Here is a 14,669-nt window from a genome sequence, read left to right on the forward strand (position 1 = left end):
ACGCTGCCGGGGCGCACTTTTAAGGTGACCCCATCCAGCGCTTTCACGCCAGGGAATACTTTGGTGATGTTGTTCATTTCAAGCACATATTCACCCATTCCATCAGTCCTCCTTCTTGCTAAAATTAAGCGGGGAACGGAAAGCGCTCGCTTTCGCGTTCCCCGTAGAACAACAATTTCTTTAAGAAATCAAAAGAAAGTGTACTGCGTTCGCGCTAAACTTAGGATATGTAATCCTGATAGTTGTCCTGCGTGACCTTTACATAGTCAATCCAGACATACTTGTCATCGGTTACCGGGTAGCCGATGTTCTCTTCGGTGACTTCCTTGCCCTGTGCAGCTGCAACTGCGATGTTCACGCTGGCGTTGCCCTGGCTGGTAGCATCGTTCAGAACGGTGCCGAGCAGGGAACCTTCCTTCATAGCTTCCAGAGCCGGAGCCGTTGCGTCAACGCCGACAACCGGGATATACTTGGAAGCATCGCCGGAGTTGTAGCCTTCTGCCTTCAGAGCTTCGATTGCGCCGAGAGCCATATCGTCGTTGTTGCAGAGAACAGCTTCGATCTTATCCAGGCTCTGGGAGGAGATGAATGCTGCCATCAAGTCGGTAGCCTTAACCTTATCCCACATAGCGGTGTCAGCAGCCAGCTGCTCAACCTTGAAGCCAGCCTCTTCGATTGCCTTCGGAGCATACTCGGAACGCAGGGTAGCGTCCTGGTGGCCAGGCTCGCCCTGGAGCATGACGTACTGGATGGTGCCGTCGCCGTTCTTATCTGCATCCGGATTCGCGGTGAAGTAGTCAGCGATGATCTCGCCGGACATCGTACCGGACTGCTCTGCCTTACAGCCAACATACCAAGCCTGGTCATAGGAATTCATGTCTTCCTCGGACGGCTGACGGTTCTGGAGAACGATCGGCAGGCCTGCGTCCTTCGCCTTGGTGATGATCGGGCCAGCAGCGGTCAGATCAACCGGGTTAACGATCAGAGCATTGACGCCCTTCGTGATGAAGGTATCAACCTGTTCGTTCTGGGTCGGCTGCTTGTTCTGGGAGTCCACGATATCGATGGTTGCGCCCAGCTCTGCTGCGCGAGCGGTCATGGTGTTACGAACACCGGTCATGAACGTATCGTCGAACTTGTACACGCAGGAACCGATGCTTACGTCAGAAGCGTCTGCCGCCGGCTCTTCTGCAGGCTCCTCGCCCTCATTGGTATCGGTGGAAGCGGTGTTGTCCGTAGCTCCACCGTCGGTGGAAGAAGTGCTGCCATCGTTGCCGCAGCCAACAGCAACAGAAGCCATCATCATGGCTGCCAGCATAAATGCTAATACCTTTTTCATACCTGAAAATCCTCCTACTTTCTTAGAATTTCTTCTTTCGGTTTAGCAACCCGCCCATCCTTGTGCATTTGCACAAATGCAGGTGGAATTGCGATTTACTATTAGTAAGTATAGCCTCCTCAAATCAAAAAATCTATATAAAATTCTTTGGTCTTCTATAAAATATCTTCGCTCTTTTGCTCGATTGTTTTTGTCAAACCACGACCACCTTTGTGAAAAAAGACAAAATCTCCCTGTGAATTTAGGGGAACATGCCTAATACTTGTCCCATGTTGGGGTTGTAGCCATGAAAAGCACAAGATGCAGGCCCGCCCCATTTGCAACCCGGAATTTTGCCGCACCTCCCCTTTTTGGGGGATATCCGCGGCTTCCCCCGCCCCTGCATACATCCCCAGCCTGCGGCATATAGATTCCTGTTGAAGGGGAGGCGAACGATATGGCGAACGATGCATTGATCCAAACGGCAGCTGCCCCGCTTTGGAAAGAGCCAAAGAAGGGGGCGGAGCGTGTGGATGAAGCCCTTTGCGGCGTTTCCGTAGAAATCTTGGAATCCAGCGGCATTTACCGCCGGGTGCGCACCTGCTATGGGTACGAAGGCTGGGCGGAAGAACCGGCCCTGTTTCCCCCGGCATCCCTTGAAGCATGGAAAGCCGCGCCAAAAGCCTTGGTCCGCGCGCCGTTTGCCGATGTCCAGGCGGAACCATCGGTGCAAGCGCCGGCTGTATGCACACTGCCGCGGGGCGCGCTGGTCCAACTGGACGCCCCAGCCGGCACGGGCAAATGGAGCCGGGTCCTTCTGCCAAACGGGGTCCCCGGCTTCCTTCCCGCGTCCGCCCTTACTAGGCCACACAGCGGCATGGGGCGCCGCAGCCAGGCGCGTTTCCGCTGTGATGTTGTCCGCGCGGCATGCTCCTATTTGGGCGCGCCTTACCGGTGGGGCGGCATGACACCGGCCGGAATCGATTGCTCGGGGCTCTGTTTCATGGCATATGCTTTGAACGGCGTCTGCATCTTCCGCGATGCGCGCCTAGAGCCAGGATATGCCATCCAGAAGATCCCCTACCGCCTCGTCAGGCCGGGGGACCTGCTCTATTTTCCAGGGCATGTCGCTATGTTTATCGGGAACGGCCGGTATATCCATGCGACCGCGGGGAACGGCTGCCACGGCGTGGTGGTCAACAGCCTGGACCCCCGGTCGCCACAATACCGCGCGGACCTTCCGCCAAAGCTGCTCGCAACCGGCAGCTTGTTCCCATAAAAAGATTTCCGGCCAGGGGAGAGGAAAAGCCCCTGGCCGGAAGCGCCGCGTTGAATAACTATTTTATTCAATATATTGAGGAAAAACACGAAAGCAAATCCATAACAGCCAACCTTCCACCGGCCCCTCCCAATAGCTGGTCCCGCTTCAGGCAAGCTATGACGCCTGGAACCCCTTGGTATTTGCGCCCTCTTAGCAGCAATTGGATCGGTCCTCCTGTGAGGGAACCCCCTCTGCATATTGCCGCTGTTTTCCGCGCACAATCATTCCCACGCATCAAAACTATTATTAGTATAAAAGATTCTTATGAAAAACGCAAGTGATTTTGCATAGAACGTTGGTCATATGTACCGATATGGTTTCGTTATTTCAACAAATACTTATTCGTCTGCAGAATAAATGAGGCTTCCCTCGGGGCGAGGCTGCGCATCCGCCGCGAAAAGGCGGTTGACGGTCTCTTCATCTGCCACCCCTGTGATCCGCAGGTTGTTGACATATTGGAAGTCCATAATCGACTGCTGGGTCCCTTCCCCGTACAGTCCCGTCGGCTGTACGAACAGATACCCCAGCTCCGCCAGACGCAGCTGCAAATTTTTCACCGCGTCGCCTTCGTCGCCAAGCTTCAGGGAATCGCCTTCCGGCTGTTCCGGGTCCGAGGTGACATCCCCGACCTCCATATCCGAATTGCCGCCGGTGGGCGTCTGGCTTTCGCCACCCTCCGGCTCCAGGGACGTGGTGCCCTCTGCCAGGGATGGGTAGACTGTGCCCGCCATAAAACTGACAGCGGAAATAACCCCGTTCCCCTGCCATTCCATCAAAGAGGGGTCCATCTCATAAACGCGCCCCTCCTGGACAGCAGTCAAATTCTTATATTGGTCCGTCTGGGTCAAGGTATCCTTGAGACCGGTCGGGCAGAAAATATACTGCGGCTGGACCATCAGCAGCGTTTCCACATCCATGTGGTTTCCCGCCCCGTCCGAAGCCGCATTGATCAGCCCGGCACATTCGATCAGTTTCCCCTCCAGTGTATCGCCCGTCACGACGCCGCCCTCGACATCGTAGAGGTAACAGACGGAAACCGGCGTATCCGTCTGGGGGATTTGGCGGCTGATGTCGTCAATCGTGCTAAAGATGCCCTCAGCGATCTTCTCCCCGCGTTCGTATCCCTTCACGCCGCCCATCATGCAGGAACCGACCTCCCGGTACAGGCGGGTAAAATCTTCGCGGCTGGTAGCGGGCGCAATGGTCACCACATCGATCCCCGCGTCGTTGAGCCCTTTTTTCTGTTCTTCACTGGGCGCGTCCTCCGTGAGGACCAGGTCTGCGCCAACCCCCAAAATCGACTGCGGGTCATCCAACGTCATATCCGGCAGCACCGACAGGTCCTCCTGGGTGCAGGCAGCGCCCTTGCCACAGAGTTGCATCTCGTAGCCGAGCGCCATAATGACCTCTGCCAAATTAGGGGACAGGACAACAACGCCCTTGGGTTCGTCCTGGATCGTCACTTCGTTTACCGTTACGGGGAAGTCCTGTTCCGCTACGCCGGAGCTGATATCGCCCTTCGGCCCACAGCCCACGCAAATACTCAGCACCAACAAAATCCCCAGCAATGCTGCCAGCGGTCTTTTCATCTTCGATCGGCCTCCTTCCGTCCGTCTCAGTCCAGCGGCTGTCCGCGCCGGATGCGCGCCTCCGCATCGTCGATATACTGTTTTGCACAGCGCGGCGACCGGCCGCTGCGGGCAATCGCCCAGCGCTCCGCGCCCGCTTTGATCTCCGGGAGATACTCGTCCAATTCCCTCTGGCGCGCCAGCTGCTCCACGATCTCCAGGAAATGCACCTTATCCGGCAGGGAGAATTGGATGGACAGGCCAAAGCGGTCCGCCAGGGACATGCTCTCCTGGATCGTATCCCCCAGATGGATTTCGTCCCCCTCGCGGTCCGAAAAGCTCTCCCGCAGGAGATGCCGGCGGTTCGAGGTGGCGTAAATCAGCGCATTTTCCGGACGGGCCGCCAGCCCGCCCTCCAGCACAGCCTTCAACGCCGCATAGGTATCGTCCTGCTGCGAGAAGGACAGGTCGTCGATAAAGATGATGAACTTCAGCGGTACGGCGGCAATCTGGTCCACCAGCGCCGGGAAATCCATCAGCGATTCCTTCGGGATCTCGATCACGCGCAATCCCTGCGGGTAGAATTCATTGAGCATGGCTTTGACCGTGGACGACTTGCCCGTGCCGCGGTCCCCATACAGCAGGCAGTTGTTGGCCGGCAAGCCCTGCAAAAAGGCCAGGGTGTTGTCGATGGCCAGCTTGCGTTGGATCTCATAGCCCTTGAGGTCCGCAAGGCGCTGCTGGTCCGGGTAGGCCACGGGCTGGATGCTGTGATTCCGCCAGATAAACGCGCGGTAACGCGCATACATGCCGCAGCCGTTGGAGCGGTAATATTCCGCCATCTTTGTGATGCAGTGGTCGAGGTCGCCGCCGAGCACGGCAACCGGCTCCCCTGTTTTCCATTCCGGCAGCTCCATCCCGGCGACGTCCTGCGCAAACGCGCTGTTTTCCCGGAGCTCCTGCGGCGTAATCGACGCGACCTGGCGGATGACCGCAAGATCCCGCCGGACCGCACGGCGCACGCCCTCCGGAAGCACGGCGGTGCCAGCCGCGGCCGCGAGCGAGAATGCATTTTCATCAAACAAGGCGGTCCCTGTGATGCACCCTGCAAGGTTTTCGCTGTATCCACGCATGCACAGCACATCGTAGAAATCGCCCCACGCATTCAAGAACGCTTCCAGGGAATCCCCCCGTGCCGCCCAAAGCAGCCGGTAGAACGCCTTTGGAACCGTCCGGTTTAAGATCCCTTTATACACAGAGAGCGAAGCCATTTCCATGGCCGCTTCCTTTACTCGATTTGCCAATGAAAAAACCCCTTTTCTACACAGCTGGTCCGCGGCTGCGCGGCCATTGCCCACGATGCGGATAACCCCCGTTTTTCCGTAAAATCTGCCCCGGAACAATTTGTAACAATACACAGTACATCATACCCTTTGCAAGGGGTTATGTCAAGTTCACGACATCGTTTGCCTTGCGAATCTATCCATTGTTTGTTACTATTATATATAAAAACAAATGGGGGCTGTCCGCTCCCATCCAAAGAAAGGCTGATCGCTATGAAACATTGGTGGAAACGGGCGGTTTATGCCTGTATTCTTTGCCTTTGCCTCTGCTGTACGGCGTGTTCTGCAAACAGCCAGCCCGATCCGGCGGTGCTCCTCCGGGAGACGCTTTCCCAGGTAAACGCCCTGGAAAGCTGCGAAAGCCGGTTTTCCAATGACTTGGAATTCAACGCGGGCACCGAACAGCAGACCTTCCATTCGGCGGTTTCGTCCGTCTATTTTGCAGACCCCTTCTGCCTAAAGAGCACCCAGGATACCGGGGCCGGCGCCCCTTCCGTCACCTATACGATGACCGAGGACGGCTTCTGCTGGTTTTACGCAGAAACCGAGGACGGCTGGCTCCGCACCCCGGCGGAAACGCTCAACACAACCCCTTCGGAACAGATCGAAATTTTGCGCCTGTTAAAGCAGGCCACTGACCCGCAATTTGTCCGCGAGGAGGAAGTCGAAGGTACCCCTGCTTATAAACTGGAGGTCACGTTCCCGGCGGACATCCTGCGCAGTTCCATTGAGGCGATTGTCTCCGCCAGCGGCATGGGGGACGGTTCCCAGACACTGGTGCAGGAACTTCTGGCGAGTACCCCCGCGGTGTACGGCTACTGTTACATTGGCAAGGACGACGGCCGCCTCCTGCGCATGGAGCTGGATACCACGGAAGCGCTCAACACCGTGTTCAGCAAGATCAGCGGCGACAGTGTGAAAGTTTCCATCTCCAAAAGCGTTTTGACAGGGGAACTGTTCAACTGCAATGCCGCCGCACCGGTCGAACTCCCGCCCGAGGCAGCTTCTGCGCAGACGGTGGAAGCCGCCGGATAACGATTTGCTGGAGCGTCCACGGATTGTAAACGGTTCCGATGTAAGAGAACCTAAAGACGGAAGCTGTGCGGGATCACCTCCCGCGCAGTTTCGGTCTTTCCGATTGTTTTCCATTTCCTATTAATAATAGAAACGGACGAACTTGATGTTATAAAAATCACAGGCAAGGATATCATCCGTTTCCGTCTCGTTGATGAGGATAAAATTTGCCCCAACGGCCAAGAGAATCCCGGAGCGTGTAACAATGCTGTTGGTCCCGACCAAAAAATCCACCTGCACAGGACGCCCCACCTGGGTGCGCAAAAAACCATTCATATATTGAAGGCTTTCCGCAGGGATCGACTGCGGCTGTGTCATGGACGTAATCGGCGCAAGGGAACCTCCGGTCGCGCCGCTCTGCGCAACGGCGCTGCTCTGTGTTTGTGTCCCCTGTGTGCCATTCGCATTTTGCCAAATGTTTGTTAACGGGGGCCACATAGCGTTCCGGTTTTCTTCTGCGTAATCCCGCAGGGGGCTGTTCCCGGCATTTTGCAATTGTTGCCTCTGCCTCTCCTTTTGGTACGGGTTCATCAAATTGTATGAGGCGATCTCCTCCAATGTGGGGAGATTGGGGTTGACCCGGACATTCGTAAATGCGGAGACGTCGGGCGACGCCCCTGCGCAGCCCGCCCCCATGCATGGCGTGTTCGTGTTAGACATCTCCTGATTTTGTGCAAATGTTCCTGTATCCATAAGTGAAACCCTCCTACCGACAAAATAGCCTAAGTCGTTGCATATTTCTGTGTGGGCGTATAAAAACAATGGTTATTGACCCGGTTGAACAGGACGCCGATCCCGCCGGGTGGGAAATACGTTGGGCACTCTGCGCTATAGGGATTAAAGAAGAACAAGCTTTCCCCCACGGCGTTCAAGGTATTGCCTGCCAACGCCCAGTCTGCGATCTCATAGTGGATATCCTCCGGGTCCATATTCCACACATTTTGCGGATTATACCTGCCGTTTACGGAATCCCGCATACAGACAAACTGCCCCTGCTGTTCCATAATGCTGCGGACGTCGCCGCCTTGGCTGACCCGGAAGAACTCGCCGTAAGGCACTCGCGCACGGTTCACAATGACGGATGCTACTGCCCGCATACCGTCCTCCCCTTCCCCGCCCGCCTCACATTGAATCAGCCGCGCCAAAAGTTCGCGATCCGTATAAGCCATACTCATCACCTGATTTTTAGAATTGTCTTAAAGCATCCTATGCCCTTCGCCCACCCCGTGGCACAGCTTTTCCCGCGCTGGATGCAGAATATTTCGCCATAACTACTGGAATCCCGCAAAATCTCTTGACTTTTTTCCCTCTCTTCTTTAAAATGTAAGTATTCGCCCTGTGGATGGACGATTTACAATGGAATATGGAAGCGTATCGAAGTGGTCATAACGGGCCTGACTCGAAATCAGGTAGACGGCAACGTCTCGTGGGTTCGAATCCCACCGCTTCCGCCAGGCTGAGCCTGGACGCAATTCGCGTCCAGGACTCGGCTTTTTCTTTTGCCTTGCCGCTCGCGTTTATAGCGGGTATCTTTTCGATAATATAAATCCAGCAGTAAACCGCACCTCACTTTGTGGGGTGTAGTTTTTTATTTCCAAGGAGCAATCCCTTTTTCCCTCCCCTGCGGCGGACCACGCCCGCAACCCGCATCTTTTGTGTGGAGAGAACCCGGTATAATCCATGTGCATTACCATACCAATGGATCAATCTCTTTTATTTACAGTTGTTTTGGAGGGTACTATGCACACAGATGATTATGTCGTAAGCTCCCTGGAACTGCATCTGTTCTTTGGGCGCATCATGAAAGAACATTCCCTGTTCCTGCGGGCGGGATTTACCCCGGCGAACGAATCGTTTTCGAAGCAGGCGGAGGTTTATAAAAGGGAATTTGAAACATTGCTCTGTCAAGCCATCGCGCTCAGCGACGGCGTTATCAGCCAGGATGTCCTGTGCTCCGGCGAACTGGTCACGGAATTTACCGCTCTGGCGGAACAGCAGACGGAGCGCTTTACCGGGATTGCAATCAACCGAAGGATCACCAGCCGTGAACTACAGCTGCGCAACGCGTGTGGCCGGCCGGATGTTTGCGCCAGAATACAACCCCAGGTACAAAGGCTGAACCGGACGGCGCTCCGGCTATTGAACGGATTGATTGGTTTTAAGGAACGAATCTTAAAACAGGTCCTTTGCTGTGAACTGTTCACCATGAACTATCCGCTACTGATTGAGCATATTCTGCGAGAGGCGAAGCTCTATCAGAAATATCTTCGGATGCTCGAGAACGACGGCGATTTGACCTGCCAGTCCATGAAGGAAATCGAACACTTTTGGAACCAGATCATGATGGAACACGCCATGTTTATACGCGGCCTGCTGGACCCCTCTGAAACGGAATTGCTGCAAACCGCGGACGGATTTGCCAATGAATACCAAGCATTGTTAAACGCCTGCAATCATGCGCAAAACCAGACCTTAACCGCGGATTCCCTGGAAAAAACCATCCGGTTCCGAGATTTTAAGGCGGCGGGCGCGCAAGGAATCGAACAATGCAAAATTCGTTCGATCATCTTGCCCCTCCTCGCAGACCATGTGCTGCGCGAAGCAAATCACTATATCCGTCTGCTGAAGTCTTAATCGGACGCCTCCTGTTTTGCGGGGCATCCATTACGGATGTTTTCTTCCATGAGCCAATATCCGGCTTCTCCCCCGGAAAGAAAATAGGAAACGCCTGCGTCTGCCGGACCGACGCGGGCGTTCCCTGTTTTCTTTTTATATATGGTTTGGCATTCCCTGCTTGTGCTTCATCCAAAGCGAAACTTTGTTCTTGTCCTTTCCTTCCACCGGTGGTAAAATAGAAAAAACGGTAACTGCGGAGGCGTCTTATGGAACAGCAGACCTTATTGGGACAGCAGGGGATGGACCGGCCATTGGCCAGCCGGATGCGGCCGCGCACCCTGGAGGAATTTGTCGGGCAAGAGCACCTTTTGGGAGAGGGAAAAATTTTGCGGCAATTGATCGACCAGGACCGCATTTCCTCCATGATCTTCTGGGGGCCACCCGGTGTGGGAAAGACCACCCTAGCGCGCATCATCGCCGGACGGACCCACGCCAATTTCATCGATTTCAGCGCAGTGACCAGCGGCATCAAAGAGATCCGCGAGGTCATGCAGCGCGCAGAAGAAAACCGCCGGTTTGGGGAGAGGACCATCCTATTTGTCGATGAGATTCACCGCTTTAACAAGGCGCAGCAGGATGCCTTCCTCCCATTTGTCGAGCGCGGCAGCATCATCTTGATCGGCGCGACGACCGAAAACCCTTCGTTTGAAATCAATTCGGCGCTTCTCTCCCGCTGCAAAGTCTTCGTGTTGCAGGCGCTGTCCCCAGAGGACCTGCAAACGCTCCTGCGCCATGCGCTTACGGACCCCCGCGGTTTCGGCGGGGAATCCGTCCAAATAGCCGGGGACATGCTGGCGATGATCGCAAATTTTGCAAACGGCGATGCGCGCACCGCGTTGAACACCTTGGAGATGGCCGTGCTGAACGGCGAACGAACTTCTGCTGGTGTGGTGGTCGGGCCTGAAATCCTGAAGCAGTGCCTTTCGAAAAAGTCGCTGCTCTACGACAAGAACGGAGAAGAGCACTACAATCTCATCTCGGCGCTGCACAAATCCATGCGCAACAGCGACCCCGACGCCGCAATCTACTGGCTGGCCCGCATGCTGGAGGGCGGCGAGGACCCCCTCTACATTGCGCGGCGCCTCATCCGCTTTGCCAGCGAGGACGTTGGAATGGCCGACAGCCGGGCGATTGAAATCGCCACGGCCGTCTATCAGGCGTGCCATTTCATTGGGATGCCCGAGTGCTCGGTCCATCTGACCCACGCGGTGACCTACCTCTCCCTCGCCCCCAAATCCAACGCGCTCTATGTGGCGTACGAAACCGCCAAACGTGACGCGCTGGAGATGCTGGACGAGCCGGTCCCCCTACAGATCCGCAACGCCCCCACCCGCCTGATGAAGGACCTGCACTACGGCGAGGGGTATCAATACGCCCACGACACAGAGGACAAGCTCACCACCATGCAATGCCTTCCAGACGCGCTGCAGGGGAGGAAATACTACATCCCCACCGCGCAGGGTTCCGAAGTGCGCGTGCAGGAGCGCCTGCGCCAGATCGAACAGTGGCGGGCGCAAAAGCGCAGGGAGGAACAGGAAGGCCCGCAGGGGAAATGACCTTGTTTGCGGTTGGCAGACTATGTCCCCGTCCCGTGCGCAAAAGATGCGAGCAAGATGGCCGGGAAAAGTTTTCCCGGCCATCTTGTCCTTTGGAGGACTGAACGGAAGCATTTGTTTCGATTCGCGGTCTCCTTGTGCGGCCGGTTCCGGCCAAAACAGCCGGCCGGCACTCCCGGGAAACACGCCGTATGCCTAAATGAAGCGATGGACGCCGCCGCATTGACAGAACGTGGAATTTGTGCTACCTTAATTAGCAGAAACTAACCAAGGAGGCTTTGGAAATGGCAACCCTCATAATCTCTGTTTTATTGGCGCTGGCCTGTATCTACGGAGTTTACAGCTACATCCGGAAACTCCGTTATGGGGGCGGTTGTTGCGGCGAACACGAAGGAGCGGTCAAGAAGGTTAAGGTAGCGGACCGGGATAAAACCCACTACCCATATGAGACGGTGTTGACCATCGACGGCATGACCTGTTCCAACTGTGTACGGCGCGTGGAAAATGCGCTCAACCAACTGGACGGCGTTTGGGCACAGGTGGACCTCAGCTCCCGCAAGGCAGCCGTGCGGATGAAACAGCCGCTTCCGGAGGACACGCTGCGGGATGCCGTGCGTGCGGCAGGTTACATCGTGCTTTCGGTCCAGAACAACCAAACGGCAGTATCCCATTGAGGCAGAAGCGGGCGGGAACGCTTTCTTTTTTGCGCATAAGTTAGCTTTGACTAACTTATGCATGTCCGTTTCCATCCGTTTGCCCATGCGCAAACCGCCAACCATGCGATGCATCGCCCCGTTCCCGGGGCAGCTTTCCAGAAAAAGGAGGTGAACCATCGTTGGACCGGCTGATGGAATTGTTGAACGATGGACGCGCCTGGTCTGTCGCGGACCTGGCCAATTCCCTGCGGGAGCCCCAGAAAGAGGTGCAACGGCGGGTGGAGTCCCTGGAATCCAACGGGTATCTGCGGAAGGCCTGCGGTTGCGGCCCCCAGTGTAAGGGCTGCGGGCACTGTGGGACGCACAGCCCCCACGCCCCTGCCTTTATACGGGCACACCCGTCACAGGAGACCCCATAAAACATCTGCCTTTTCATAGGCAGCCACGGTTATGCAACGGGCGGCGCCCCTCCGGCCTCATAGGCTGAAGGGGCGCCGCCCGTTAAAATTCGATCGGTTGGGATGGATAAAAACAGAAGGATTTCCAGGGCAACTGCCATCCTTCCCGGGTGCAGGCTGCGCACAGGGCCGCCTGCCTTGGCATTTCCGGGGGCGGACGCCCGTCAATCCAACAGGTTTGTCATGCTCCGCAGGCTGACGCCCAACGTGGAGAGGTTGTGCAGCATGGCAGAGGTGGCCGGGGGGAGGACGCCCGCGGCGCCCAGCCCGATCAGACCCCCATTGAAACCGATGACAAAGCGGTAATTCGATTGGATGCGGCGCAGCAGGCTGCTGGCGATCATCCGCAGGCTGACCAGCTCAAAGAGGTCGTCTGCGGCAATCGTGATATCGGCGATCTCCCGTGCGATCGCCGCGCCGTCGCTGATTGCGATGCCAACGTCCGCCGCAGAAAGAGCCGGGGAGTCGTTGATGCCGTCGCCCAGCATCATGACCGTATGCCCCTGCGCGCGTTCCTCCTCAACAAACCGCGCTTTGTCCTCGGGGAGGACCTCGGAATGGTATTCGTCCACGCCTACCTGTGCGGCAATCGCTGCGGCGGTGCGCTCGCTGTCGCCGGTGAGCATGACGGTCTTTTGAATCCCCAACCGTCGCAGTGCATTGATGACCGCTTCGGCCTCCGTGCGCAGCGGGTCGGAAATGCAGATCACCGCTGCCAATTGCCCCCCGATGGCCAGATACAGGTGGGAATATTGCTCCGGAAGCGTATCGAACCGCTCCTGTTCCCCATCAGGAATTGTACAAGCCTCATCCTCAAAGACGAAATGCGCGCTGCCGATGACCACCCGCTCCGTCCCGACGGTGCTGGCAATGCCATGGGCCACGAGGTATTCCACCTGGGAGTGCATCTCCTCGTGGGAGAGCCCGCGGTCCCGCGCGGCCTGTACCACGGCGTTGGCCATGGAGTGCGGGAAATGCTCCTCCAGGCAGGCGGCCAGGCGCAGCATCTCCTCTTCGCTGTGGCCGCCGAAGGGGATGACCCCCGCCACCACCGGGCAGGCATAGGTCAGCGTGCCGGTCTTGTCAAACACGATCGTATCCGCCTTGGCGACCGCCTCCAGATACTTTCCCCCCTTGACCGTCACATGATAAGTGCTGGCCTCGCGCATGGCGGAGAGGACCGCCAGGGGCATCGCGAGCTTCAGTGCGCAGGAGAAATCCACCATCAGCACCGAGAGGGCGCGCGTGACGTTCCGGGTCAGCAGATACGCCAGCCCGCTCCCTACAAGCGTATAGGGCACCAGCTTGTCCGCCAGGTTGGAAGCCTTGTTCTCCGCTGCGGATTTTAGCTTTTCGGACTGCTCGATCATGGCCACGATCTTGTCGTACCGGCTTTCGCCGGACTGCTGCGTCACGCGCAGGATGCATTCGCCCTCTTCCACGACCGTCCCCGCGTAAACCGCGGTGCCGGGGCGCTTCGGCACGGGGATGGATTCCCCGGTGAGCGACGCCTGGTTGACCATCACCTCGCCCTCCTCGATGGTGCTGTCCAAGGGGATCAGGCCACCCATGCGCACGGCGATGCGGTCGCCGGTTTTGACCTGGTTCAAGGGCACGAGGACCTCGCCGGACGGCGTTTTGAGCCAGACACGGTCGATGTTCAGGGACATACAGCGCGCAAGGTCGTCCACGGACTTCTTGTGCGTCCACTCCTCCAGCAGCTCGCCCAGCTCCAGCAGGAACATCACGGAACCGGCCGTGGCAAAATCCCGCCGCACCATGGAGATCCCGATGGACAGCCCGTCGAGCAGCTCCACGCGCAGTTTTCCCCGCAGCAGGCACCGGACCCCGCGGAACAGGTACGGGATGGATTTCCACAGCGTATAGGCAATCCGCAGGGGCGCGGGAAAGAAGAGCGAACGCACCGCCTTAAAGGCAATGCGCCCCACCAGCTTTTCCTCATAGGTGCGGTTGAGCGCCCGGCTGCTGTGCAGCGGGGCCAGCTCCGCCACCCCTTCGGCGTCGTAGGCAAAGCGGCTGATCCGTTGCAGCAGCTCTTCGCGCGCGCACTGGTAATGGATTACGGCACAGCAGGTCCGCTCGTGGACAACGGCCTGCCGGACCCCGCCGGTCTGTTGCAGGTAAGCCTCGAGAAGGTCGGCCTGTTCCAATCTCATCCGCTTTTGCGCGCAGTGGATGCGCATGCGCCCGCTGCTCTCATGTACAATTTGAAATTTCATCGTTGACCTCCGAAAGGAAGAAGAGGGCCGCGCCTGCGGCCCTCTTCTGTTGGATGTGTAAATGGGCCGTGCGTTTCCCCATTAAGCCTCCGCTGCCTCTTTGGAGGTATCCTCGACGGTTTCCTCCTGCGCGGCGCGCTGTTCGTTGATGTCCTTGGCAGAGGCTAGAATATCCGCTGCGTTCTCCTGCACGGAGGTCACCGTGCCCATCACCGAATCTTTTACGCGCAATGCGGCCGCGGTGGCATGGGTATACGCCTTTTTCGCGTCCTTGCTGCTCAACAATTTGATCCCGGCGGAGCCAAACAGTGCGCCGCCCACGAATAAAGCGATCTTTTGATAGATGTTCATAAGGCAATTCCTCCAGAATTATTTGTGCCGGTAGCCTGTGAGAATCACCATCACCATGCAGATGACAGCCCCCCACGCCCAGAATTTGTGTTGCTTCAAACGGGACAC

Annotated in this window: 13 protein-coding genes and 1 tRNA gene; 7 read left to right on the top strand and 7 right to left on the bottom strand. The window is 57.0% G+C overall.

Annotation, left to right across the window (positions count from 1 at the left end; all coding sequences use genetic code 11):
* Positions 1–220 precede the first annotated feature (220 nt).
* Positions 221–1,339 (bottom strand): galactose ABC transporter substrate-binding protein, encoded by a 1,119-nt coding sequence (locus I2G69_RS08780; RefSeq protein ID WP_195560652.1) that lies wholly within the window; start codon positions 1,337–1,339, stop codon positions 221–223.
* A gap of 436 nt (positions 1,340–1,775) precedes the next feature.
* On the opposite strand from I2G69_RS08780, the gene I2G69_RS08785 reads away from it, so the two are divergent.
* Positions 1,776–2,597, top strand: a complete 822-nt coding sequence (locus I2G69_RS08785) for a C40 family peptidase (RefSeq protein WP_087234514.1) — start codon at positions 1,776–1,778, stop codon at positions 2,595–2,597.
* Between the two features lie 380 nt (positions 2,598–2,977).
* Here I2G69_RS08785 and I2G69_RS08790 read toward each other — a convergent pair whose 3' ends face one another.
* The gene (locus I2G69_RS08790) at positions 2,978–4,228 is read right to left on the bottom strand and encodes a peptidoglycan-binding protein (RefSeq protein WP_195560653.1); all 1,251 of its coding nucleotides are present in this window, start codon (positions 4,226–4,228) and stop codon (positions 2,978–2,980) included.
* Between the two features lie 26 nt (positions 4,229–4,254).
* Entirely contained in the window at positions 4,255–5,511 is a 1,257-nt protein-coding gene (locus tag I2G69_RS08795) for an ATP-binding protein (RefSeq protein ID WP_237967223.1), read from the bottom strand.
* Between the two features lie 252 nt (positions 5,512–5,763).
* On the opposite strand from I2G69_RS08795, the gene I2G69_RS08800 reads away from it, so the two are divergent.
* Positions 5,764–6,585, top strand: a complete 822-nt coding sequence (locus I2G69_RS08800; protein WP_087234510.1) for a hypothetical protein — start codon at positions 5,764–5,766, stop codon at positions 6,583–6,585.
* A gap of 120 nt (positions 6,586–6,705) precedes the next feature.
* Here the strand turns inward: I2G69_RS08800 and I2G69_RS14265 are convergent, their stop codons facing one another.
* On the bottom strand, positions 6,706–7,317 hold the full coding sequence (locus I2G69_RS14265) for a hypothetical protein (protein WP_243254930.1): 612 nt from the start codon (positions 7,315–7,317) through the stop codon (positions 6,706–6,708).
* A 29-nt stretch (positions 7,318–7,346) separates the two neighbouring features.
* Positions 7,347–7,793: a cell wall hydrolase gene (locus tag I2G69_RS08810; RefSeq protein ID WP_195451038.1), complete on the bottom strand. Its 447-nt coding sequence runs from the start codon at positions 7,791–7,793 to the stop codon at positions 7,347–7,349.
* A gap of 196 nt (positions 7,794–7,989) precedes the next feature.
* On the opposite strand from I2G69_RS08810, the gene I2G69_RS08815 reads away from it, so the two are divergent.
* From I2G69_RS08815 to I2G69_RS08835, 5 genes are all read left to right on the top strand, one after another.
* Positions 7,990–8,078: transfer RNA gene (locus I2G69_RS08815), tRNA-Ser, on the top strand.
* A 286-nt stretch (positions 8,079–8,364) separates the two neighbouring features.
* Positions 8,365–9,258: a DUF2935 domain-containing protein gene (locus I2G69_RS08820; protein WP_191521391.1), complete on the top strand. Its 894-nt coding sequence runs from the start codon at positions 8,365–8,367 to the stop codon at positions 9,256–9,258.
* 248 nt (positions 9,259–9,506) lie between these two features.
* Positions 9,507–10,856, top strand: coding sequence for a replication-associated recombination protein A (locus I2G69_RS08825; protein WP_191448675.1), 1,350 nt, complete (start codon positions 9,507–9,509; stop codon positions 10,854–10,856).
* A 284-nt stretch (positions 10,857–11,140) separates the two neighbouring features.
* Positions 11,141–11,530, top strand: a complete 390-nt coding sequence (locus I2G69_RS08830; RefSeq protein ID WP_087234502.1) for a heavy-metal-associated domain-containing protein — start codon at positions 11,141–11,143, stop codon at positions 11,528–11,530.
* 161 nt (positions 11,531–11,691) lie between these two features.
* Positions 11,692–11,931 carry an Lrp/AsnC family transcriptional regulator gene (locus I2G69_RS08835; protein WP_087234500.1) on the top strand — a complete coding sequence of 80 codons (240 nt, stop codon included), beginning with the start codon at positions 11,692–11,694 and terminating at the stop codon, positions 11,929–11,931.
* 203 nt (positions 11,932–12,134) lie between these two features.
* On the opposite strand, the gene I2G69_RS08840 is transcribed toward I2G69_RS08835, so the two are convergent.
* Together I2G69_RS08840 and I2G69_RS08845 are read right to left on the bottom strand one after the other, a co-directional pair.
* On the bottom strand, positions 12,135–14,210 hold the full coding sequence (locus I2G69_RS08840; protein ID WP_195560654.1) for a heavy metal translocating P-type ATPase: 2,076 nt from the start codon (positions 14,208–14,210) through the stop codon (positions 12,135–12,137).
* Positions 14,211–14,291: 81 nt separating this feature from the next.
* A complete protein-coding gene (locus I2G69_RS08845) occupies positions 14,292–14,561 on the bottom strand; it encodes a DUF6110 family protein (RefSeq protein WP_191441632.1) in 270 nt (89 codons plus the stop codon).
* Positions 14,562–14,669: the final 108 nt, after the last annotated feature.

The organism is Anaeromassilibacillus sp. D41t1_190614_C2 (assembly GCF_015558525.1).
Classification (GTDB): Bacteria; Bacillota; Clostridia; order Oscillospirales; family Acutalibacteraceae; genus Anaeromassilibacillus; species Anaeromassilibacillus stercoravium.

What these genes read in the sequence shown, in the direction of transcription:
- I2G69_RS08780 (WP_195560652.1), bottom strand. Translation starts at nt 1,339, where the DNA reads ATGAAAAAGGTATTAGCATTTATGCTGGCAGCCATGATGATGGCTTCT.
- I2G69_RS08785 (WP_087234514.1), top strand. Translation starts at nt 1,776, where the DNA reads ATGGCGAACGATGCATTGATCCAAACGGCAGCTGCCCCGCTTTGGAAA.
- I2G69_RS08790 (WP_195560653.1), bottom strand. Translation starts at nt 4,228, where the DNA reads ATGAAAAGACCGCTGGCAGCATTGCTGGGGATTTTGTTGGTGCTGAGT.
- I2G69_RS08800 (WP_087234510.1), top strand. Translation starts at nt 5,764, where the DNA reads ATGAAACATTGGTGGAAACGGGCGGTTTATGCCTGTATTCTTTGCCTT.
- I2G69_RS14265 (WP_243254930.1), bottom strand. Translation starts at nt 7,317, where the DNA reads ATGGATACAGGAACATTTGCACAAAATCAGGAGATGTCTAACACGAAC.
- I2G69_RS08810 (WP_195451038.1), bottom strand. Translation starts at nt 7,793, where the DNA reads ATGGCTTATACGGATCGCGAACTTTTGGCGCGGCTGATTCAATGTGAG.
- I2G69_RS08820 (WP_191521391.1), top strand. Translation starts at nt 8,365, where the DNA reads ATGCACACAGATGATTATGTCGTAAGCTCCCTGGAACTGCATCTGTTC.
- I2G69_RS08825 (WP_191448675.1), top strand. Translation starts at nt 9,507, where the DNA reads ATGGAACAGCAGACCTTATTGGGACAGCAGGGGATGGACCGGCCATTG.
- I2G69_RS08830 (WP_087234502.1), top strand. Translation starts at nt 11,141, where the DNA reads ATGGCAACCCTCATAATCTCTGTTTTATTGGCGCTGGCCTGTATCTAC.
- I2G69_RS08840 (WP_195560654.1), bottom strand. Translation starts at nt 14,210, where the DNA reads ATGAAATTTCAAATTGTACATGAGAGCAGCGGGCGCATGCGCATCCAC.
- I2G69_RS08845 (WP_191441632.1), bottom strand. Translation starts at nt 14,561, where the DNA reads ATGAACATCTATCAAAAGATCGCTTTATTCGTGGGCGGCGCACTGTTT.